Origin of the sequence: Mesorhizobium sp. WSM3224 (assembly GCF_000427725.1) — a bacterium.
Lineage (GTDB): Bacteria > Pseudomonadota > Alphaproteobacteria > Rhizobiales > Rhizobiaceae > Mesorhizobium.
The window spans coordinates 1-22,501 of record NZ_KE386578.1; the positions used below are offsets into that span (position 1 = coordinate 1).

18 protein-coding genes and 2 pseudogenes are annotated in these 22,501 nt (G+C 60.2%); 12 read left to right on the plus strand and 8 right to left on the minus strand.

The window, feature by feature from the left end; translation table 11 throughout:
• The 4 genes from YU3_RS38370 to YU3_RS0134980 form a co-directional block, all read left to right on the plus strand.
• A partial coding sequence (locus tag YU3_RS38370) for a PDZ domain-containing protein (protein WP_036260437.1) occupies positions 1–410 on the plus strand: 410 nt, incomplete at its 5' end.
• Positions 411–424: 14 nt separating this feature from the next.
• Positions 425–1,534 carry a glycosyltransferase family 4 protein gene (locus YU3_RS0134970; RefSeq protein WP_027170484.1) on the plus strand — a complete coding sequence of 370 codons (1,110 nt, stop codon included), beginning with the start codon at positions 425–427 and terminating at the stop codon, positions 1,532–1,534.
• A gap of 174 nt (positions 1,535–1,708) precedes the next feature.
• The gene (locus tag YU3_RS0134975; RefSeq protein WP_027170485.1) at positions 1,709–3,877 is read left to right on the plus strand and encodes an amylo-alpha-1,6-glucosidase; all 2,169 of its coding nucleotides are present in this window, start codon (positions 1,709–1,711) and stop codon (positions 3,875–3,877) included.
• Between the two features lie 197 nt (positions 3,878–4,074).
• Positions 4,075–4,371, plus strand: a complete 297-nt coding sequence (locus tag YU3_RS0134980; protein ID WP_027170486.1) for a DUF982 domain-containing protein — start codon at positions 4,075–4,077, stop codon at positions 4,369–4,371.
• Positions 4,372–4,955: 584 nt separating this feature from the next.
• On the opposite strand, the gene YU3_RS0134985 is transcribed toward YU3_RS0134980, so the two are convergent.
• From YU3_RS0134985 to YU3_RS42030, 3 genes and pseudogenes are all read right to left on the minus strand, one after another.
• Positions 4,956–5,942 (minus strand): DUF1236 domain-containing protein, encoded by a 987-nt coding sequence (locus YU3_RS0134985; RefSeq protein WP_027170487.1) that lies wholly within the window; start codon positions 5,940–5,942, stop codon positions 4,956–4,958.
• 283 nt (positions 5,943–6,225) lie between these two features.
• Entirely contained in the window at positions 6,226–6,753 is a 528-nt protein-coding gene (locus tag YU3_RS38375) for a hypothetical protein (RefSeq protein ID WP_036260439.1), read from the minus strand.
• A 94-nt stretch (positions 6,754–6,847) separates the two neighbouring features.
• Positions 6,848–7,005: pseudogene (locus YU3_RS42030) on the minus strand (metallophosphoesterase); the annotation flags it as partial.
• Positions 7,006–8,152: 1,147 nt separating this feature from the next.
• Between YU3_RS42030 and YU3_RS38380 the strand changes: the two are divergent.
• The 4 genes from YU3_RS38380 (at position 8,153) to YU3_RS0135020 (ending at position 13,901) form a co-directional block, all read left to right on the plus strand.
• Positions 8,153–9,556 (plus strand): cytochrome ubiquinol oxidase subunit I, encoded by a 1,404-nt coding sequence (locus tag YU3_RS38380; protein WP_036260441.1) that lies wholly within the window; start codon positions 8,153–8,155, stop codon positions 9,554–9,556.
• Entirely contained in the window at positions 9,553–10,563 is a 1,011-nt protein-coding gene (cydB, locus tag YU3_RS0135005; protein ID WP_027170489.1) for a cytochrome d ubiquinol oxidase subunit II, read from the plus strand. Before YU3_RS38380 ends, cydB begins: the two co-directional genes overlap by 4 nt.
• 827 nt (positions 10,564–11,390) lie before the next feature.
• The gene (locus YU3_RS0135015) at positions 11,391–12,392 is read left to right on the plus strand and encodes a bestrophin family ion channel (protein WP_027170491.1); all 1,002 of its coding nucleotides are present in this window, start codon (positions 11,391–11,393) and stop codon (positions 12,390–12,392) included.
• 351 nt (positions 12,393–12,743) lie between these two features.
• A complete protein-coding gene (locus YU3_RS0135020; RefSeq protein WP_245273744.1) occupies positions 12,744–13,901 on the plus strand; it encodes an acyltransferase in 1,158 nt (385 codons plus the stop codon).
• Between the two features lie 77 nt (positions 13,902–13,978).
• Here YU3_RS0135020 and YU3_RS0135025 read toward each other — a convergent pair whose 3' ends face one another.
• Together YU3_RS0135025 and YU3_RS38385 are read right to left on the minus strand one after the other, a co-directional pair.
• Entirely contained in the window at positions 13,979–14,299 is a 321-nt protein-coding gene (locus tag YU3_RS0135025; protein ID WP_027170493.1) for a YMGG-like glycine zipper-containing protein, read from the minus strand.
• 182 nt (positions 14,300–14,481) lie between these two features.
• A pseudogene (locus YU3_RS38385) lies at positions 14,482–14,736 on the minus strand (type II toxin-antitoxin system HicB family antitoxin); the annotation flags it as partial.
• A gap of 66 nt (positions 14,737–14,802) precedes the next feature.
• Here YU3_RS38385 and YU3_RS0135035 point away from each other — a divergent pair.
• Both YU3_RS0135035 and YU3_RS38955 read left to right on the plus strand, forming a co-directional pair.
• The gene (locus tag YU3_RS0135035) at positions 14,803–16,368 is read left to right on the plus strand and encodes a recombinase family protein (protein WP_027170494.1); all 1,566 of its coding nucleotides are present in this window, start codon (positions 14,803–14,805) and stop codon (positions 16,366–16,368) included.
• Entirely contained in the window at positions 16,365–17,303 is a 939-nt protein-coding gene (locus YU3_RS38955; protein ID WP_051334224.1) for a plasmid partitioning protein RepB C-terminal domain-containing protein, read from the plus strand. Before YU3_RS0135035 ends, YU3_RS38955 begins: the two co-directional genes overlap by 4 nt.
• Here the strand turns inward: YU3_RS38955 and xth are convergent.
• The gene (gene xth / locus YU3_RS0135045; protein WP_027170495.1) at positions 17,300–18,073 is read right to left on the minus strand and encodes an exodeoxyribonuclease III; all 774 of its coding nucleotides are present in this window, start codon (positions 18,071–18,073) and stop codon (positions 17,300–17,302) included. The genes YU3_RS38955 and xth overlap by 4 nt on opposite strands.
• A 420-nt stretch (positions 18,074–18,493) precedes the next feature.
• Here xth and YU3_RS0135050 point away from each other — a divergent pair, with 420 nt between their 5' ends.
• A complete protein-coding gene (locus tag YU3_RS0135050; RefSeq protein ID WP_245273745.1) occupies positions 18,494–19,138 on the plus strand; it encodes a hypothetical protein in 645 nt (214 codons plus the stop codon).
• Between the two features lie 55 nt (positions 19,139–19,193).
• On the opposite strand, the gene YU3_RS0135055 is transcribed toward YU3_RS0135050, so the two are convergent.
• Complete coding sequence (locus YU3_RS0135055) at positions 19,194–19,775, minus strand: EF-hand domain-containing protein (RefSeq protein ID WP_027170497.1); 582 nt, start codon at positions 19,773–19,775, stop codon at positions 19,194–19,196.
• A gap of 1,491 nt (positions 19,776–21,266) precedes the next feature.
• Between YU3_RS0135055 and YU3_RS41130 the strand changes: the two genes are divergently transcribed.
• Positions 21,267–21,416, plus strand: coding sequence for a hypothetical protein (locus tag YU3_RS41130; RefSeq protein ID WP_156913714.1), 150 nt, complete (start codon positions 21,267–21,269; stop codon positions 21,414–21,416).
• A 905-nt stretch (positions 21,417–22,321) separates the two neighbouring features.
• Here YU3_RS41130 and YU3_RS41565 read toward each other — a convergent pair.
• Positions 22,322–22,501, minus strand: a 180-nt coding sequence (locus tag YU3_RS41565) for a hypothetical protein (RefSeq protein ID WP_210163535.1), incomplete at its 5' end; no start/stop codon positions are given.

The following is a 22,501-nucleotide window of genomic DNA, read 5'->3' on the forward strand; positions in this document are numbered from 1 at the left end:
GATCAACAGCGACGCTGACCACGAGCCGAGGCGGCACGCAACAGGATTTGTCCCTCACCGTCGGTCAACGCAAGGACGAGGAGGTACAGACCGGTGCCGTTCCGAGCCAAGGGCCGGGGGACCAGCGCCTCGGACTGGCACTCAGCCCCATCCCGGACGAAGCGCGCCAGCAACTCGGTCTCCAGCCGGGTACCACCGGCGTGTTTGTCCAGGAGGTCGCGCCCAACAGTCTTGCCGCTGAGAGCGGTCTCAAACCCGGCGATGTGATCGTCTCGGCAAACAACCTGACAGTTACCCAGCCTTCTGATGTCCGAGACGAGTGGGCGAAATCCCGTCGGCAGAACAAGCCGATCCTGTTCCGCATCGAACGGCAGGGACAGTCGCTTTTCGTGGCTGTCTCATCCTCTTGAGCGGCTATGTGCAGATGAAGATAGCCCAGATCGCACCCCTGACTGAGTCCGTCCCTCCCAAGTTCTATGGCGGGACCGAGCGCATCGTCTCATATTTGACGGAAGAGCTGGTTCGAAGGGGGCATGATGTGACCTTGTTCGCCAGCGGCGATTCAAACACTTCGGCCGAACTGGTGGCGTGTTGCGATGTTGCGCTGCGCCTGAACCCTAACGCCCAGAACCATATCCCTTACCACATCATGATGCTTGAACAGGTTCGCCGACGGGCGGATGAATTCGACGTTCTGCATTTTCACGTTGATGTCCTGCACTTTCCGATAATCCGTGAGTTCGCGCGGCGAACCGTTACCACCCTTCATGGTCGGCTCGACCTTCCGGACCTGGCGCAGCTTTACGCGATGTTCGACGACATTCCGCTGGTCTCGATTTCCAATGACCAGCGGCGGCCGATGCCGCCGGTCAATTGGCTCGGAACGGTTTATCACGGCCTGCCGCCTGATATTCTTCCCTTCCGGCCCAAAGCCTCGGGTTATCTGGCATTCCTTGGCCGCATCTCACCCGAAAAGGGGCCGGAAGCCGCTATGGCGATAGCCGCGCGCGCCGGAATGCCTTTGAAGATCGCGGCCAAGATCGACGCGGTGGACCAATCATTTTGGAGTGAGAAAGTCGAACCCCAGTTGCTACGATATCCGAACGTCGAGTTCGTTGGCGAGATCGACGAACGGCAGAAGGCGGAATTTTTAGGCGGCGCGGCAGCGCTGCTGTTTCCGATCGACTGGCCGGAACCATTCGGCCTCGTAACGATCGAGGCGATGGCCTGCGGCACCCCGGTGATCGCCTTCAACCGCGGAGCCGTTCCAGAGGTCATCGACGATGGAGTGTCCGGACTGATCGTGGAAGGGGTGGACGAAGCCATAGGGGCAGTACGGCGGATTGGGGGTCTCGAGCGCCCGCGAGTGCGGAGAGCTTTTGAAAGGCGATTCACGGTCGAACGCATGTGCAGCGACTATTTGGCGATTTACCGCACGCTGGAGCGCAACGAGCGATTTCCACTTGTTTCGCGAAATGGCTTCGCCGCAAACGCAGATGCGATAGCCAGCCCTGTTTCCGACGAATTGGCTTAGAACCACCAGGTTCCCTCTCGCTCGGTCGAGTTCGGAACTTCGCCGAAAATCCGCCAAGGATTCGAAGGACGCTCTCCGCAACCGCGCATCGCGGGATTGATGCGAACACCATTGATAGGGTATGGCCGGGCACGGCTATATGCCAGCATCGGCCGTCTGAACAGGAGGGTTTAGATGAGCATCGAAGTCGAAGAACGTAAGCTTAATCCTGCCGTTGCTCTTCCCGCACTAGATGAATCGGCACCGCGCGAGCCGCATAGGCAATTTGCGCTGAAGCATGAGGACTGCTTCGTCGTTGCGGACAGTTATGGCGATATACGCGGCAGCGGCGACGGGCTTTTCCGCGACGATACGCGAGTGCTGTCGCGTTTCCGGTTGTTCATCGGCGGCCGCATGCCCTCGCTGCTCGGCGCCTCGCTGTCGCAGGACAACATCCTGTTCACGGCCAATCTCACAAATCTAGCCACCACCGGGCCCGACGGTAGTGAAACGCTGCCGGGGGTCGTGCACATCGAGCGGACCAGGTTCATCTGGCAAGAACGCATGTTCGAGCGAGTCACTTTCACGAACTACTCCGCGCGCGAGGTGTTGCTGCCGGTCCGATTCGACTTCGATGCCGATTTTCGTGACATGTTCGAAGTACGTGGCACCACGCGCAGCCGGCGCGGTCGCGCACATGATGCCCAGGTCGGCGTGTCAGGCGTGACATTTTGCTATGAGGGGCTCGACAACGTAGCGCGCCAATCCGTCATCGGGTTTTCGATGCGGCCCGACCAGATCCATCCCCATAACGCCGAGTTCCGCATTCTGGTGGGAAGGCATGACAGAAAGGCGCTGTATCTGGAAGTTGGTCAGCACGAAGAAATCCCATCCAACGATCGTTTCCGCGCCGCCGCGGCGCGAGCACGGTTTGCCATGCGCTCAAAGCGTCGACAGGGCGCAACTGTCTTAAGCTCCGGGCGCGTATTCAACGACTGGCTCACGCGCACACGTGCCGACATTGCTCTGCTGACCACCGATCTGGAGACCGGGCCATATCCGTACGCCGGTATTCCCTGGTTTTCGACCGCCTTCGGCCGCGACGGCGTTATTTCCGCCTTGCAAATGCTGTGGCTCAACCCTGAGCTTGCCCGCGGAGTGCTGGCGTTCCTTGCCCGCTATCAATCGACGGAGACTTCAGTATTCGACGATGCCGAGCCCGGCAAGATCATGCATGAGACGCGCAAGGGCGAAATGGCTGTGCTGCGCGAGCTGCCCTTCGGCCGCTACTACGGCGGCGTCGACACCACGCCGCTCTATGTCTATCTCGCTTGCTCCTACGCCGACCGCACCGGCGATCAGGAATTCGTCGGTCGCATGTGGGATTCACTATGCGCAGCAATCGGGTGGATGGAGGAGGTCGGCGCCCGCAACGGAGAGGGTTTCGTGACCTACAGCAGGGCGGCGGACACGGGGCTCTTCAACCAGGGCTGGAAGGACAGCGCCGATGCGATCTTCCATGCCGATGGCACGATACCGAAGGGGCCAATCGCGCTGGTCGAGGTGCAAGGCTACGTCTTCGCAGCCTATAGAGGCATGGCTGCGTTGGCAGCCAAGCGCGGCGACGCGGCCAAGGCGGCGCACTGGAGCGCCGTGGCAGAGAAAGTCCGCAGTGCGGTGGAGACTCGGTTCTGGATGCCGGAGCGTAATTTCTACGCCCTGGCGATCGACGGAGAAGGCAAGCAATGCCAGGTGCGTGCCTCCAACGCGGGTCACCTGCTTTACGTTGGACTGCCATCGGCGGAACGGGCGCAATCAATTGCCGAGCAGTTGCTGTCGGCGCATCTCCACAGCGGTTGGGGCGTTCGCACCCTGGCCGACGATGAACTTCCGTTCAATCCAATGTCCTACCATAACGGCTCGATCTGGCCGCATGACACGGCAATCTGTGCCGCCGGACTAGCCCGCTACCAGGAGCGCACCAGCGTCGTGAAGCTTATGAGCAGCATGTTCGAGGCGGCGGTCCGCTTCAACATGCGGCTGCCGGAGCTGTTCTGCGGCTTTACGCGCGCTATCGGCGACGCGCCGATAGCGTACCCTGTCGCCTGTCTGCCGCAGGCGTGGTCGGCCGGTTCGGCCTTCATGATGCTGCAGGCCTGTCTGGGGATCCGCATCGATGGTTGGAAGCGCGAGATCAATGTCGAACGCCCACGGTTGCCGATCGGCATCGACAACATCGTCATCCGGCATTTAGCCGTTGGCGAGGCGAAGGTCGATCTCAATTTCCAGCGCGTCGGCGACCGGGTCGTCTGTTATCTCGGCGAACGGCACGAGGGTCTGGTGCCGCTGGCCGTTCGCTCTTAACAACCGCGGCGACAGGGCTTGCCATTTCGAGCTAATGGCATCGAGACGCTGCAGGCGGTCGCCTGGCAAGCTGGTCTTGAATTGAAAAGAGGTGCTTCCAATCTCTTCTGTTGTCTCCAGCCGGCATTCAACGGTTCGGATATGAGCAGTGCATCTGCGGAACGATCACCAGGTTCAGTTGTTGAAGGGAGGTCACTATGGAGAGCGATGCTTTCAGGCAGCCAGTTTTCGTAGGAGAGAATGGCTACAGCCAAAAAATCGACTGCGTGATGGATGCTATCGAGTTTTTAGAAGAATGGCCTGTCGAAAAACGTGGCCTCCTTCACGCGGCGGCCTGTGAGGCGTGCTACTCGGCTTACGACGGTCGGAAGCCTGTCGAGACCGCGCACAAGGCCTTTACGACTTGGGCCCGCAAGATCGGCGTCATCGAGGATATCCCTACAGCACCGCCGTGGATGACAGGGCCAAAGATCAGCAACGCAGACATCTTGTAAGGGGTGCGGTTCATAGCCTTGGCAGCAGATGCAGTCTCTCTGGAGGCAGCTTCATTGAAGTCGCGCTGCTGCTCACCAAAAGCGGACGTTCAAGGCCGGGCGCGTTAGTTCAGTCCTGACCGGAAGCAGACATTGCGTTTCCCGCCAGGGCCAGTTGAAATCGATCGCAGGCATCACTGCCTTCGGGCAACAATCTCGACCAGCGCAATCAGCCCATGCTGAAATACTTTCGCTCATGTTTCGGACCATCTGGGGCCGCAGCGCTCCCATGAGTGTCTGGACGCCCAGTGCTGCCCGCCCGGTGGTCGCCTCGGTGCGCTGCCGGGCGAAATAGTCAAGCGCGGCATCGCGCTGCTGGCGTTAGTGGATAGTTTGAAGGCGGATCAAGCCGTCGTGAATGAAGAACGCATCACGTCCGCAGCATCGACGCGATCGGATGTCGCGCCAGATGAGGAGCGCGAAACGGTCGCTCGTCCTTAAGCCACTCGGTTCATCTGGCATCCCGCGCATTTCGAGATCGGGGCAGAAAGAGGCCGCCATGCCTTGCGGCACGGCGCGCCTTTTGCTTCGCGATGGTGTTCGGATCAGGCCTCCAGGATCGCCACGATCTTGTAGGTATCCGGATCGACGATGACGATGCGTCCGTCGGCGAGCACGAAATATTCGTAACTCTCATAGGCCGGAACGATCTTGACGATGCGGGCCGGCAGGCGATGCAGGCGGATCTTATGCCGCGGCACCTCGACGCCGACCGAGACGTTGAAGCTGACATCGCGTACCGGTTGGACATTGGTCTCGTGGATGATCTGCGTGATCTGCGTCTTCTGCTCGACGCTCACGTTATTGATCGAGGCCGTCTTGTCTTGGTCAGTCTGTACATTGCCCTGGGCATTCTGCTCGGTGGTCGTGCCGGTCTTGCCCTGGGCATTCTGCTGGGTCTGCATTTTAGTGGTGCCCTGGGCGTTCTGCTCAGTGCTGGTGCCGGTCTTGTTCTGGGCATTCTGCTCAGTCGTCGTACCGGTCTTGCCCTGAGCCTGCTCAGTGGTCTTCATCTTGGTCTTGCCCTGGGCCTGTTCGTTCGAGCCCTTCGGGCAGTTGGCCTCGCCGGTCTTGCACTTGGCCGTACCCTGAGCCTGGTCTTCGGTCTTGGTGCCAGCCTGACCCTGGGCCTGCTCGTCGGTCTTCATTTTGGTCTTGTCCTGAGCCTGTTGCTCGGTGCTGGTGCCGGCCTGACCCTGAGCCTGCTCGGTGGTCTTCATCTTAGTCTTGCCCTGGGCCTGCTGCTCGGTGTTGGCGCCGGCCTTGCCCTGGGCCTGCTCATCGGTCTTCACCTTGGCCTTACCCTGCGCCTGCTCCTCGGTGTTGGCGCCGGCCTTGCCCTGGGCATTCTGCTCGGTCTGCGACTTCATCTTGCCCTGGGCCTGCTCGCCCGCCTTGCCGCCCTTCTGGCAGTCGGTCTGGCCGCCGACACAGTTGTCGCTACCACTCGGCTGCGCAGACTCGGTCTGCGCCATCGCAGCGCCGCAACCGACGCCGAGCGCGATCATGCTTGTGATTAGAAGATGTTTCATCTGATTTCTCCTCAGGGATTCAGTCCCTTCATTCTGAGAAACCCGAGGCGAAAGGCATTGTTCCGGATTTGCTCGCAAACCCCGGTGACGTTTTGTGAAGACGCCACGGCAATTTTTTAGGAACAAGCCGTGGCCCCCGGTGTTTCCATTGTTAGCTTTGGAGATCGCAGGCTCAGCGGCCAGGCGGCGAGCCACCGATCACTTCGCGGTGCGACGTGCGCCGCGGTCGCCTTTTGACTCCGCTTCGAGCGCGATCACGCGAGAGGTTCCATCGCCTCAGGGCTCAAAGAGATCGGGTTGATCTAACCGCCTTGTCCTCACCATCCTGCAGGGTCTTTGCCAGCTCCGACAACTGATCGAGGACTCTGCCAAGTCGGGTTCCGGCGATGCCGTCTTCGAGCCAGGTGCCTCGCAGCCTTTTCTTGACCTCGGCCTGCCATGCACTCTCTCGCCTCTCGGCAATTTCAGCAGCGAGCCGCCTGGCGGCCAGCTCCTTTTCCTCGGTGACGAGGCTCCTCGGCGCCTCCGCTCGTTCCGCGTTGACCTTCGCCTGCCTGTCCAGAAAGCGATCAGCGGCGACGACCAGTGCCCCCAGAACCTCCCCGGCTTCAGTCTCGATTCCAACGCTTTGAAGAGCCGAGGTCAACCCGAGCCGAATCCGTTCTCCTTCGGTTGTTGCGCTTTCGGTCCTTGCGCGTGCGAGCAGGATGTCGTCCCGGGCGACCAGCGCGTCGGCGCGTGCGAAATGCGCTCCTCGAGAAGTCCGATCAGCAGGTCGAGCTTGGCAGTCCTCGAGCAAAGGGCCGGCCATTCGCTTGATTTCAACGGACGCCGTTTCTGCGCGCTGGCCCGCACCGGCGAGTTGGCAGTTTACACGCTCTATGTCGACTTCGGTCTCGGCAATCTACGAGCTGCTTCGTAACTCGCGATATGGCGTCATGGTTGCCGCGGATCAAGTAGAGCTTGAACGCCAGTTTGATGGAGAAGCATCGTCTGCGCCGCCAGAAAGCGTGCCGTCTTCATTGAGGTCTGGTCGTCCATCGTAATGATCGCCGGCAATCACGAGAGCGTCGACAGGACCTTTGTTGTCTTGCCCATCATTGCCACCAAAACCACTCGGACATGAGTGGGGTCTATTTGCGCTTGCCGGTCATACGCAACGCCGCCTTAGGCGCACGCTCGGCTGAGTCGGGCATCCGCGCCGCCATAGTCCTCTCCGACACTCTCCGATGAATGACCGCGCATGATGTTTGGTCTAGCCCCTCTTTCCCTTGGCAAAGGTGCCGCTATCTTTGAAATCGCAAGCCTGCCTGCTCGGTCCCACAACTCCTCGGAAAGCGAGGCAGGCTTCCAGAGGGTCGGCGTCGCCCGGGGAGAGCGATCCCGGCCCTCGTCCTTAATGTGCATCCACCACCCCTCGCCCCGCCCCTGTAAACCTGAGGCAGCCCCCTTGACCAAGGGTCCCACTCTGCGCTGCCCCCACAATCCGGCGGGACAACCAGCACACCCGATAGACGACTGCGGCACCGTTCAAGATGAGCCGCACAACCGAAGGCCGCTCGCCGGCTTGAACGGCAATCGGGTTCATCGGAACGGACACCATGGGAGGCTATATGCCCCGCAGGTTGGCGGAAGCGGGGTTGCCCGTGAGCGCCTGACCTATCCGCCGAGCCACGAGCGCAATTTTTTCGGGATCCTGCGCGCCATCGACAGCCTGCAGCTCACCGACAATCAGAAGGTCTCGACGCCGGTCAACTTGAGAGCCGGGTTAACCCGTCATCATCTCACCAAGCCTCACAGACGCGCGGGCGAGGGAACGATTTCCGCAAGGCTTGGCGGAACTGCGGCCTTATCTCCGCATGGTGCAGTTGCAGGACTGAATGCCAGCAAATGCCGCTCCAAGTTGCCGGCTCGCCCGTAGGCTTTGCGATCAATTCTTTGCGGCGACGAACGGGGCGCCGCCGACCGTCTCCATCTCGTCGCAGTAGCCGCTGGACGACTCCTTTGGCTGGCTCCTTCGAGGGCTCATTAGGAGGTGTGGGCTGGTTCGCGGTTAATGGCTAGACGGAAGAGCGGTTTCGAATCCGATATCGACACCGCCGCCAATTTCTGTAGCTTGATCACGGCGTTGAAGCGAGCCGTGGTCACCGTTGCGGCTGCTGCAGCAGATGAGGTGATTCTCGCCGGCTCGCTTGCAGGAGAGACGAGCAATGGACTTTGATCCTGTATTCCTGTCGCGACTGCAATTCGCCTGGGTGATCGGCTGGCACATTCTGCTGCCTGCCATTACCGTGGGATTGGCCGCATTCATTGCGATGCTGGAAGGTCTCAACTTTTTTACCGGGCGGGACATCTATCTCCGGATCTCCGCGTTCTGGATCAAGATATTCTCGATTGCTTTCGGGATGGGTGTCGTCACCGGGGTGGTCATGCCTTTCCAGTTCGGTACGAACTGGAGCCGCTTTTCCGATGCGACCGCCAACGTGCTCTCGCCGCTTTTCGCCTATGAAGGCCTGACGGCATTTTTCCTCGAGGCGGCCTTCCTTGGCGTGCTCCTGTTCGGAAGGCAACTGGTGCCGCGCTGGGCGCATTTCGTCGCTGCGCTGATGGTGGCCCTGGGAACTTTGCTTTCGTCCTTCTGGATTCTGTCGGCGAACAGCTGGATGCAGACGCCCGCCGGCTACGAGATCATCGATGGCCGGTTCTTCCCGACCGACTGGTTCAAGGTGGTCTTTAACCCTTCCTTCCCCTACCGGCTGGCGCACACCGTCGTCGCCTTCTTCGTCACGACAGGCTTCGTCGTCATGGGCGTCGGCGCCTATCTGATACGTCGCGGGGGGTCGGTCGCGGAAGGGTGGACGATGCTGTCGATGACTCTCTGGCTGCTGACGATCCTGGTCCCACTCCAAATTTTCATCGGCGACCAGCATGGTCTGAATACCCTCGAACACCAACCGGCCAAGCTCGCTGCGATCGAAGCGCGTTGGGAAACCGCGCGGCGGGTGCCGCTGACTCTTTTCGCCATTCCGGACGACAACGGCGAGCGCAACCGCTTTGCCATCGACCTTCCCTGGCTTGGAAGCCTTATCCTGACCCACCAGCTTGACGGCGAGATCAAGGGCCTCAAGGACTTCCCGGCTGACCAACGCCCCCCGGTCGCGATACCCTTCTTCGCCTTCCGGGTGATGGTCGGCTGCGGCACTTTGATGCTGGGCATCGTCCTTTTCGGCGGATGGCTTCGCTGGCGCGAACGGCTGGACACTTCGCGGGCTTTTCTGACCATCACTCAGATCGCGGCACCTATCGGTTTCGTGGCGGTGATCGCAGGATGGATGACGACGGAGGTCGGACGCCAACCGTGGACAGTCTTTGGTCTTCTGCGCACCACGGAATCGGTATCGCCGTCGTTGACGAGTTCCGATGTAGTCATCTCGCTGGTTGGTTACATAGCCGTCTATCTCATCATTTATCCCGCAGGCCTCTTCCTGATGCTGCGTATAGTGCACAAGGGCCCAGCAATTGCCACCGAGGCCGATGCAGAGATCGAGGGGGGCCGGCCGGAGGCCCCGGTTCGTGCCGGAGCGGTCGAACTTCGAGAGGGGGAAGTGCGATGACCCAGGTGCTGGATTTCGTGCCGATCTGGACGCTAATCCTCGGCATGGCAGTGTTCTTCTACGTGCTTCTGGATGGATTCGATCTTGGTGTCGGCATGCTCTATGGCTTCGCTCCTGATACCCCGTCGCGCAATACGATCATGAATTCAATCGCGCCGATCTGGGACGGCAACGAGACCTGGCTGGTGCTGGGCGGCCTGGGACTTCTTGCGGCGTTTCCGCTCGCTTTCGCCATCATCATTCCCGCAGTGTATTTTCCGATCCTTATCATGCTGCTGGCGCTGGTGTTCCGCGGTGTGGCGTTCGAGTTCCGCTTCCGCGACCTCGAGCACAAGACCTTCTGGGATCATGGCTTCTGCTACGGCTCGGCCATTGCCACCTTTGCTCAAGGCGTCGTGCTTGGCGCCTTTATTCAGGGCTTCGAAGTCGCAGGCAGGCAGTTCTCTGGCGGATCCTTCGATTTTCTTACGCCATTCTCGCTTTTGACGGGCTTTGCCCTTCTGTTTGGCTATGGGCTTTTGGGCGCGGGTTGGCTGATCTTGAAGACAAACGGGGCAGTACAGGAAGCAGCGCGTCGGCACGGCCGCGTGTGCCTTGTTGGCATCCTCATCGGTATAGGTGTGGTCAGCATCTGGACCCCATTCATGAGTGACGCCATCGCCTCGCGCTGGTTTGCTTGGCCCAACATTCTATATTTGGCCCCGGTACCCGTAGCGACCGCAGCGGTGGCATTCTCCACCTGGCGGGCTTTGGACAGCGCAAGTGAGATAAAGCCCTTCGTTGGCGCGATCGGTCTTTTCATGCTCTCTTACGTCGGGATCGCGATCAGCCTCTTTCCGATGATTGTTCCTTATCATTTCACGCTTTGGGAATCGGCTTCGTCCGAGCGAACTCAAGCTTTCCTGCTTGTCGGCACGCTTGTGTTGCTGCCGGTCATCCTGATGTACACCGGTTGGTCCTATTGGGTGTTTCGCGGCAAGGTCCGAGCAGATGTAGGATACCATTGATTTCGTTGTGCGGATCCGCTCAGTCGCTTGCTTGCTCGTTGGCAGCTCAAAACAGCCCATGCCGGTGACGTCGGCTAAACTGTTCCGCAACCTATCGCCACCAGCAGCGCAGGCGCCGCTCTTCGGTTTTCGCCTCATCGCATCGTGAACCGTGCAGCAGTTGGCTCCAGGCGCTTGCCTAAATGCACCGGCGTCCGCCATTGACCGGGCAAATAGTGTTGGGGGCGCAATATCGGAGCGCCTCATGACCACGCACAAAGTCGGCTATCTGATCGGCAGCCTCGCCACGGCAGCGGCGGCGTCCTTGCAAGCACGCGCGACAAGTGGAAAGTCAGCATCGTAGTCGTAACTGTAGAGCGGCAATTCCCTGAAGGAAATCTCCGACATTTCAAGCTCGGGTGGAGCAAGCTGCACAAGCGCTTTCGCAAGCTTGCGATTGATCGATGTCACAGCCGCGGGTGGCTGCTCGTTGTCCCAGAAGAGCCGCCCCGTTTGTCGCATCGCGCAGAGTTGAACTGCGAAGCCCAGCTTGTTCTGCGGTCGCCCCAGCTACCAAAGGGAAACGACTGCGTCAACGAGGGTTAGAAGGGCTGAGCGCTACCTCTCCTTCTTGCCTTGTGGGAGAAGGTGGATCGGCGCGCAGCGCCGAGACGGATGAGGGGTGTTCCAGCGGAGTGAGACGCTGGAACACCCCTCATCCGTCGCCTTGGGCGACACGTTCTCCCACAAGACAAGAAGGGAAAGGCCACCCCTGTCAAAACGATTTCCACCCCTTATGGTGCGTGAAGCGCAATCGCGCGATTTGCATGCCGTGAGGGATTTCAGGGATGTATGTAGGCCGTTCTTACAGGTTGCTGGACTTCGCGCTGTGGTCGCGGCGCAGCGTCATCTATATGGTCGCGGTGAGCGCCTTAGCGATCGCCGCCTACCGTCTTCCGGCGACCGCGGGCTTCTCGGTGCCATGGTCGGTCGTGCTGGTGCTCGGCACCACGGTGTCGCTGGTCGCCGGCTTCAAGAATTCGCAGGTCTTCACCCGCGCCAACGAGGCGCTGCAAGCCTTCTCGCAGATCACCGCGAGCAGCCGGATGTTATCCGGCTTCTGCCGCGATTTCATGGATGCCGCCACGGCCCGGCAGTTCGTCCATCGCCACCTCGCCTGGCTGACGGCGCTGCGCTTTTCGCTGCGCCGGCCGATGCCGTGGGAATCGCTGGCGAAAGCAGCCAATATCGAGTTCCGGCGGCGCCGCTATCACATCCAGGAGGATAAGACGTCGCTTGCCGACGAGCTGCGCGGGCTGCTGGGCGAGGAAGCCGAAAGCGTGCTGAAATCGCCGCAGCCGGCGATGGCTCTTCTCGACAGGCAACTGGCCGTGGTCAACGGGTTGCTGAAGAACTCCGCCGTTCCGACGCAGGTCTATTCGGAACTGACCAAGCTGATACGCGACTTCCACGACCAGCAGGCCCGTTGCGATCGCATCAAGAACAATCCCTATCCCCGGCAATACGCGATCGTCAGCTCGATGTTCATGATCATCTTCTGCACCTTGCTGCCGTTCGGCGTCGTCCCGGTCTTTGCCGACATGGCCAAGTTCGGCGGCGTGCTCGGCTGGGTCTCGATCTGGCTGACGATCCCGTTCAGCGCGCTGCTGGGCTGGGTCTACATGTCGCTGGACCTGGTCGGCGAAAGCAGCGCCAATCCGTTCGAAGGCAACGCCAACGACGTGCCGATCTCGCAAATCTGCCGCGACATCGAGATCGAGCTGCGCCGGGGACTGGGCGAGGCCAACCTCCCGGCTCCGCTGGCGCCAGTTAGAGACATAGCGACGTGAGCCTCGCCCCGCGCGAAGCGAGCACGCTCGAACGCTGCGCTGCTCATCGGTGAAGATGCTTACGTGACTGTCTGTTCTCCGAGTTTCTCGAGGGAAGGCCACCGCGAGCGGACGTCGAGGCCCGGAAGAGCGATTGGCCCACCGTTGCTCAATTTGGCGCCGAACAAGATTCGAACCGATTGCCATTAACGCGAACGCATGTCTGCTTTCCTGATCTCGCTTTGAGAAGCCACCAGTCCGTTCACGGCCCCAGCACTGCCACTATCCGAACGCCGGAGCTTTCGACCATGCCGAAACACGATTGACATTCACCCTTCGCTGGTCATGCTGCATTGCAGCATGGAGTGTAGCTTGACTGAGTCATCGCGCATCGAATGCCTGGACGGCCTTCGCGCTGCCGCCGCATTGTGGGTGCTGGTCGGACATTGCCTGCTCTTAACCGGCTGGCATCTTCCGGTGCTCGGCGATCCTGCGCTCGGCGTCGATCTCTTCATCATGCTGTCCGGCTTCCTGATGGTGTTTCACTATCAAATGCGCCAGGACAAGGAGCCTTGGCAAAGGCCCGAAACCTGGCTCAAATTCTGGACGCGGCGTTATTTCCGCATCGCGCCGCTGTTCTACGTCATGCTGTTCTGCGCACTGGCGCTCGGCCCGTATCTTTATGAATCGCGGGTGGTCATCGACGCATTCCTGCAGCGCGCGCCGCAGGCGCCCGAGCGCTTCCTCGACAGCGGCCTGAAGAACATTGGCGCCCACCTGACATTCCTGTTCGGCCTTTCCCCGAACCTCGCCTATCGGACGCCGCTGCCCGACTGGAGCCTGGGGCTGGAAATGCAGTTCTATGCGGTCTTCCCGGCGCTTATGCTTTTGGTGTGCCGTTTCGGCGGGCTCTGGAGCGCGATATTCGCGGCCGCGCTCGGCGGCTTCGCGGTGTTGATCCTTAAGTCGATGTCGGTCCATTTCCCGATGCCGTCATTCCTGCCGCTGAAGATCCAGGTCTTCCTATGCGGCATGCTTTTGGCGGGCGTTCTGGGTCAAAGCCAATCGCGCCCACTGCTGCACCTGGCCCTGGCGATGGCGCTTGCGGCCATTCCCTTCGGCGACGGCCACGGTCTTGAGAAGTTCTTGATCCGCGAAGCGCTGGTGCTTGGGTTCTTTGCCCTCGTCCTCTATCGGATGCTGCCGGGCGTTGCGGGCGCGGTGGCGCGAAAAGTCGCCGTTGCATTGGGCGGAGGCGTCTTTCATGTGCTCGGCGAACTGTCCTACAGCATCTATCTGATCCACCTGCTGGTGCTGCAACCCGTGGCGGCGTTCGTCATTGCCCGCTATGGCGACGGCCTGGACGCGCCGCTGCGCTTCGCCATCGTGCTCGCGATCGTGCTGCCCGTGGTCCTCGCTCTGTCCTGGGTTACTTACAAGCTCATCGAGATGCCCGGCCAAACGCTGGGCCGTGTCACGCTGCGCCGGTTCGTGCGCAAGCCGGCGCTACAACCGAGCCCCGCGGAATGACAAAGATTCTGCCTGTCTAGAGTCGAAGGGGCGCGCTCTCCCCGTCTGCGGTTGCAAACGGGGAGAAGCAGATACCATCAATAATTGCGGTTGTAGTACCGGTCGTCGCAAGGCGCGGTGTAGATACGGCCGTAGCGGTCCTGGTAGCGGCAGAGCTGCTCGCCACGCGGCTCCTGCGGCGTGGTGGCGCTACCGACGACCGCGCCTAGCAGTGCGCCGCTTGCAGCACCGATCACCGTGCTCTTGGTGTTGCCGCCGATCGCCTGGCCGACCAGTGCGCCGCCGGCGCCGCCGACCAATGCGCCCGTGGTGGCTCGCTGCTGGCCTTCGGTCTGCGTCTCGCATCCGGCGAGCGCCGCGGTCATCAGCACCGCGAGAATGGCCTTCTTGATAAACATCACTCGAACTCCTCTGAAGCCCCGGGGGACTGACAGGTTGGGGCAAACGAAGCTCCGAGTGCGGTCGCATTGCGGCGGAACGGCGGCGGAGCCTGCTCACGAAGTGATTCACGGTTTCCCGGCAGTTGAACACCAAGGTTGCCAAACGGGAAACGCGGGTCTCCCGGTAGTAACCTTCAGCGGGTCTTCAGTGGAACCATGATGGTTGCAAGTTCCCGACGGTCGGTGTCTGCCATGACTTTCTCAAGAGAAGTGGGATCAGGAATGGTCTCCCTGTCGTCAACCAGGCCTTCAACGTGGAAGGCGAGAGCCTGTTCGGCGAGCTGGCACGCCTCTTCGAGACTTGCGCCGGCCGTAACGGCGCCGGGAAAGTCGGGGAAGGACACTCCGTAGTCGCTGGCGTCCTCTTTGTGAATCAGCCCGACGTATTGGCGCATCCCATTCCTCTTGCCGCGCGATAATCGCCCGCTAGTTTTACAGCACCCGCACAACGGTGCAAGGCAATGGACAAGTTTGCAGCGGCCGGCAAACCTCCCCAGGGGAGGCGCAGGATTCGCGCTGCGCAATACCTGCGAATGTCCAACGAACACCAGACGAATTCCCTGGAGAACCAGAGGGATGCAATCCGCAGCTATGCCGAGATCATGGGGTACGACATCGTTGCCTCATATGAAGATCCCGGCCGAAGCGGATTGCATATGGAGAGCCGGCCCGGCCTCAAGAAGTTGCTGTTCGACGTTGAACACGGGCTCGCCGATTTCGATACGGTCGTCGTCTACGACGTGAGCCGATGGGGCCGTTTCCAAAACGTCGATGAAAGCGCCTCCTACGAATATCGATGCCAGATGGCCGGTGTTCGGATCGAGTATTGCGCCGAGCAATTCGGGAATGACGGCACCGTTGGATCGGACTTGCTTAAGGCCATAAAGCGCAGCATGGCGGCAGAGTACAGCCGGATGCTGTCTCAGAAGGTCTTTATGGGGCAGGTGAGGACAGCCGGCATGGGGTTCCACGTAGGCGGCTTGCAGGGGCTCGGACTGAGGCGTCTAATGATCGACCAGTTTGGCCGCCCGAAGGTCATCCTCGCTCGCAATGAACACAAGAACCTTCAATCGGATAGGGTCATCATCGTGCCGGGTCCGCCGGAAGAGATAGCTACTGTTCGATTGATCTTTCGCCTGTTTGTCGGGTCCGGGAAGAATGAAGCTGAAATTGCAAGGTACCTGAATGCTCGCGGAATGGTGAACGACTTCGGCCGGTCCTGGAAGCGCGAGGGCGTGCGCCGCGTCCTCACCAATGAGAAATATATCGGCAACAACGTCTGGAATCGTCGCTGCACCAAACTCAAAAGCAAGATGGTGTACAACCCCCCGGACCAATGGGTCCGGGCAGACAACGCTTTTGAGCCGATCGTTAACCGCAGAACGTTCGATAAGGCGCAGAAAATACTGAGTTCGCTGTACCCGCGAATGAACGACGATGAGATGCTGGTGGCGCTGCGAAACCTCTACGAACGCCATGGGAAGCTTTCTGGCGACATCATCGACGCAGCGCCGGAATGCCCGTCGAGCTGGCGCTATAGATCGCGTTTCGGGGGGCTGCTTGGGGCATACAAGCTGGTCGGTTGCCTGCCGCCGAGAAAGTGTCATTTCATGGAAATCGACAACCGCCTCGAAGCTACCCGCCATCGGGTTATCGAAGACCTGCTGGTCGCGATTAGAGAAGTAGACGGGCAGGTCTCTTATGACGCTGGAACGGAGCTCACCCGCATCAATGACGAGTTCACTGTAGCGATCGCGATCTCCCGTTGCCGCGTTTCGCACGACGCCTATCCGCGCTGGTCTGCAAAGGCCGCGCACGAGGCTAGGGCGGATTTCTTTGTTCTGATCCGAATGCATCCTGGCGATCTGGTCGTTCGCGATTACCTGATCGCCCCGACGCATGAACTGGGTGAGATCGGGAAAAACTTTCATGTGAACAACGGGATGAAGATGGATGCGTTTCTGTTCCGATCGCTGGATCCGCTCGTCGCCCTGGCCGGGCGGGCATTCGTGGGGAGCGCCGCATGAGGGCACATCGCGTCTGTCTGAGCAACGACGCTGCCTACCGCGCTCTGCAGAACAGCAGCACCAGGCACACCGCGCTGTTGGAGAAGATGCACGAGCCCGGCCGGGTGTTCACCGGTACCTGGTTGGTCAGAACCTACCAGGCTGAATGCAAAAGAACGCGCGACATGATTGCCGAGGCAAATATCCCTCGGCATCGGCTGGGGACGATAGCCGAAGCGTTGCGACATGCGTTGAAGCAGGAGGCGTTCCGTCGCCTGCTGTCGGCCGAAGGCCTGGCCTTTGTGCCAACGGCGCTGGCTGATGGGCCAACTGTGCAACTGCCCGCAGATCGCAAGAGTGCTGCCGAACCGAAGCCGTTGATGACCGGAATTTTGCCGGAGGTTCTCGATTTCCTGCAGGATTGGTATGTGCCGCCGCAGGTCTTCGCATCCTTGCGCAAGATGGTGCCGGAAAGGCAGCTCAAAGCGGCAAAGCTGATGATCGCCCTGAACCGGGTGAGTTTCAACTACGCGCAGCTTGTCAGCACGCTGACACCGGTTTCGCAGTTGGCCGATCCGTCCGCACCAAGAAAGAAGTTTGTTGGCGTCACAGCCGCACAGCTGGCTGCCATGGAGGCCGAGTTCGAGTCGCTGAATGAAGAATTCCTGTACAGCGCAAGCTATCGCGGAATCTGGGCGCTGGAGCTCATGGCAGCAAGGTCCTATCTCGATCGGCTGATGGAGAACGCACGGGTGGTTAGACACCTTGCGCAGAATTTTCCGGAGCAGCTCGCAAAGTTCCAGTCGATCCTGGATATTCCAATGAACCGGGAAGGTCTGACACGCCATACGAAAAAAACCGGAACCACGCGGCAAAATCGGATCGCGGCGCCTGTGCGCACGGTCGACGCGCGCGCTGAGAGCGCTGCGCCGCGTTGGAAAGACCCTAAGTTTTAGCCGCCTATGTCAATCCAGGCGGGCGCGTGATCGCTGGGCTTTTCCCAACCTCGAGTCTCGACATCAACGCCCGCAGCCCGAATGGTCCCCGAAAGTGACGGGCTTACAAGCAGATGATCCATGCGCAGGCCGGAGCTTCGGTCGTAGCCTCCGCAATAGGAGAAATTCCAATAGGTGTAGATGCCCTTGCCCCGGTGAATCCGACGCATCGCGTCCACCCAACCTAAGCTCAGCATGCGCGCGTAGGTCTTTCTGCTCTCCGGGAAGAAGACGGCATCGCCCAGCCAGCGCACAGGGACGACGGCGTCCAGCTCGGTCGGGACGACATTGTAGTCACCACACAGGACTGCCCGCTCGCCTAGCAGCGATCTGCTATAGGTGATGAGACGTTCGAACCAGCGGAGCTTGTAGTAAAATTTGGGCCCTGGCGCCGGATTGCCATTAGGCAGGTAGATGCAGCCGACGACCAGGTTGTCGATCTCCGCCTCAAGATAGCGGCTGTGCGTATCATCGGGATCGCCAGGTAGGCCGCGGCGGCGCTCGACCGGATCCCTCCCGCGCGCCAGTATCGCTACGCCGTTGTAAGATTTCTGGCCGTGCCAGACGGCGCCATAGCCGGCGTCCCGGATGGCCTCGATCGGAAATTTGTCGTCGGAGGTTTTCAGCTCCTGAAGGCAGACCACGTCATAGTTGGTTTCGCCAAGCCACTTCAGGAGCACCGGCAGGCGGCCGTTGACCCCATTGACATTGAAGGTCGCAATCCGGGTCACTCCTTATATCCCTGCCTGAATTCGCCTGAGCTTGCAACGCAGAGCGCGGCGGTGGGTTCAACATCTTCTGGAACTGACCGTCGGATCGCCGCTCAAAGATATGCTAGCCCAACTCAAGGAGGCTTGCATGCCGCGCGACGACAATTCAAAATCCACGGAGAATGAGGTCACCCAGCCACACAAAGACAGATCGAAAAAAGCAGGAAGCGGCCGCCAAAACGCCCGAAAAGACGAACGATTGAGACCGCGACTTGGTGCATGGCGACGGCGACACAGTGGGTATTGAACCCGACGCCAAATAGCTGCCCCAGGACTCAGTACCTTCCAACCGCGCAAACTGCGGGATGAATAGTCTCAACGGGCCAGGCGCGTACAATGTCGCCGGATTCTTCGTATTAGTTAGCAAACTCGATCGGAGACATGTTCAACAGTATGCCTGCCCGCCGAAAGATCGACCCAACCGCAAAGCTGATTGCGCAGTGGCCGCTGACTCCGGCGGCGACGTTAGGATCGTCGGTACGGGCGAGGGGCATTTTCCTCGAGATGCGCTCCCGTCTACCGCCGGAACTGAGAAAACTGCTCCACATCGGATCCCGGGTGCTCAGCCTGCGCCTGCCGGAGGGCTCCGACGCCGACGTTCAGGCGGCTTCCGCGATCGTGTCCAAAGCCATGCATGACATCGAAGACCTGCCTGTGATCCCCCGCGAGGTCGAGGACATCCTGACGATCTCGCAGGGTGAGCGGCATCGCTGGCTCAAAGACGGACGATTGCAAAGCGCCGGGACCAGAACGGTCAAGCTTCGCCGCCGCGTGCGGAAGATCACCTTTCACGTCTTCGATCCGCGCCACATCGAAGATGTGCTCGAGCGTGATCTGGTCACCGTTTGGCGCGAGGAAGACGCAGCCACGGCCGCCGAGAACCGCAGACGCGCCGCCGGAAGGGCTGCCTTGAAGCGCGCCAGAAAGAGCGGTCGCGTGGCACCAGATTCAAGGAACAGCGGCACGAGTTCCAATGCCAAATTGCGCGGTTGGGAAGAGTTCGACAGCGACGGACTGCTGCGTTGAGCCGCTGTCGCGGCACCCGTAGGACCACCATTGCACTTCCTATTCGGATGGACAATTACGGCATGTCTTCACCGCTAGAGCCATGCATGAAGGACTGGATTTCCTCCAGGTCGATCTTGCCGTCACCATTCCCGTCGATGGCAGAGAATATCCTGCCGACCGCGTCCTGAAGCTCGTTCTCGGACAGAGATCCATCGCCGTCCGTATCCAGCAACCCAAGCATCAGGCGCATCCCGGCGCCGTGCATCATGTGATGGCCCCGGTGTCCAGCCATTCTGTGCCCTCTGCCCCAGTCAGCCTGATTTTGCCAACGGTCGCCGTGACGGTTGGCTTGGTCGGGACGCTCAGCATCCTCGTCGCGGCCAGCTTCGTCGTTGCGATGCTCTTGACGGTAGCCTTCGTCAGAACCGCGATCCTGTTGCATCCTCTCCCGGACTGCCTGCTCGACCATCTGGCGGATCATTTCACGTGTCGGGCCACCCGCCTGTCCGTTCGTAACCGGCAACCGCCCGGCGGGCTGTTCGGTCGCCGGTGTCGTGGGCGTCGGTGTTCCGCTTGTCTGGGCGAGCGCAGGGAAGGTCACAAATATGAAGGCGGCGGCGGCGGCCGCAGCCGTCGTGCTAAGTGGAAATTTCATGGCATGCTCCATCGGTCCGTTGTTTGCCTGGAACCCCGGCGCCAAACTGGAAGTTGATCCGATTGTTCCGCCGTGAGGCTCGGGTCAAGTTATACAAAGCGTCGCGACTCGCGCCGGTGGCCGTCAGGTCCTGGGCGGGACCGCTACGTCCTTTCAGCACTTTGATTTCGCTTCCGGTCGCCACCGGCCATTGATGGGCGAATGTCGCGGTGCCTGTCTGAGATCTTAGTTTGATCCGGCCAATCGTCTCTTGAACCTAGCTGACTGAAATTCGTGCCAGGTGCCGTCGTGATTGCGGAGGATCGGAGCCTGATCCCTTGGAAGTCGAGCACTCTCTTCGCGAAGAGGGTTGAGGTGATCACCGCCTACCGAGCCGAAGATGCCATAGCGGCCTTCGAGCGAGACCCAGAGCGCATTGTCGCCCCCTCGTTGGATGGGGCTAAGGCTGTGCGAGCGCGGTGGACTTAGGCGGTTCGGTAGATAGATGGGCCGATAGATGCAGCCAAAATCGAGGTGCATGACGGGCGTCCATGAACTGGCGATAAAGAGGACAATCCTTCGCCAGCATCCGAAAATGGACGCCTCGTTTCGGTGAAAGACCCTATGAGTTAGCCGATAAGACCTTCGTCTCAGCAACCATGCGACTGATGGGCAAGCACCATACTTTCGAGGAACAATGCGCGGCTGGGCCTGTTACCAGATCGCCTGCGGCGCACGTTGCCACTTTGCGCACCCAGGCTACTCCAGCACCTGCCCGTCGGCTTCGGTCGACGGGCTTTTCGTATAATATCAGGCGGGATGGACGAGAGAGCGGCGACCGTCGAACCGACGGGGGCGGGGTGTCGACGGCCGCTCGAGCGCGAGAGGCGTTAGGCCCTGACCTATCTCTGGCACATTCGGTGGGGGCGTATTAGCCAATCGGCCGTTTTCAACAGCCTGTTTGTGTCCACTGACGGGAGTATTGAAGAGAACGCGCCTTCCTAAGAGTTCCGGGCGCGCCAGTTCGGCCTGACCTGGACGCTATAAACAAATGTTGGCGCGCGAGCGCTGCCTTCCGTTGTACGATGCCTGCGCTCGTCTTGGTGGGGACGAGCCTCAGACCATCGCTCGCCCGCTGCTTCGGTGGCGGGCTTTTTTTAGGTGGCTTTGTCGATGAGCTGCGTCTCCACTTCGGCGGGACATAGCGCGTCACCAGCCTTACCGTGTTGGCATCCATGGTGACCCGAATCCGAAAATACCGTCCTGACAGGGCACGAGTTCGTACGATTTCTTACAGTGGGTGCGAGTTGGCCGATGGCGTGAAAGCCTCAAGCGCCTGCTGTTGCCACCAGACCGTTTGCGCGCTTGACAGGCGAACTCATCGAAGGCGACCCTGATTTCAGCGGTCATATAATCCCTAGCGTCACCGGCCTAGATGCTATGGGCAGCTGGTGCTGGAGAGTTCGCAAAAGCTCCCGCCCCGTATCGGGAGCTATCTCATGGGAACCGACCATGGCGCCCATACCTATTTCAGCCTTCGCCTTCGACATCGTTCGCAAAGCCTTCAGGAAATCCGTCATCGAAACAAACATGCCTGAAGATCAATGGCCCGAACACGCCAAGCGGCCATTGGAAGAGATGGCTGGACGTGAGCCACACTAAAGCATGATTGACCGGATCATCGGGCAAAGCGCGACCCTGCGGTAGAGGGAATGGCGCTCTACCCAGGTCGTTTTCTGTGGTAGCGTAGCCATCGGAGAGGACCGCCAACGATGTCAGAGGGGAACCGGCCATACTCGATGGACGGCCCGGTCGTTCTGCGCCTTGTGAACGAAACAGGCATAACCCTCAACAGGCCCGCGAGCTAGTAAGCCTCTTGGGCCATGGCAACTGGACCTCGCTGTTGCGGGAGGCGCGGCTGCTTATTCGATCTACCCAGCCGTAGGAAAATGGCCGACGCAGGTCCGGGGCTCTCTTTGGGGCTTGGGAGGCCACGCCGGCCATTTGCGGGCTAGGTGGCAACCAATCCCCGCGTTGCACAACTTATAGGCACATTAGAAATCACTCAATTGAGACTGAATCCCCTAGCAGGCATGGGTCCAAAGGCGCGGCGTGAGGCGAACTGAAAAGCCCCAGCGCTGAGGGGGATCGGCGCCAGGGCTCGTTGGGCATGTACGCTATACAGCATGACCGTATATCAGGCTGCGCTAATATCGTGAACGAGTGGTAAATCGGGCTGGCCGGCTTTGTTTCGGTCGTCCAACTTTAATGCTCGTGTCTTGGCTGCTCATGCCACATTAGCTGCCGCAGGTCCGCTTTCTTGACTATCCGCCGTCAGACCTAGCATCCGTAGGTTGGTGAGCCCGGCGCCTCGCTGCGCTCCGGATGCGTTCTGCCGACGATCGGCGGCCGAGATCGGAGATCTTGGTCATCGTGGCTGATAGGCCAGCCTTCGAGCCTCCCTCTCAAGTCGGGCGTGATTGTTGCCGTGCTGGCGCAGAAGCATTCTCGCTTCAGGCATTGTGAGGTGGAACTTTTGGGCTAAGTGGGCGATCTCGCAGGCGTCGTCACTCAGTATGGGCTTGCGATCGTTGGGTCGGTGTTCGTTCGGGCGCTCGGTCATGGCCGTTTCCTCCTGCAAAGGAACAGCCTCTCGATTCGAATGTTCCGCCTTTTGCTTTTTTAGAAATTACTAACGAAGGCGAACGACCGTGCGATAATGAATCAAATTCGCGTTGTTGAGGCGT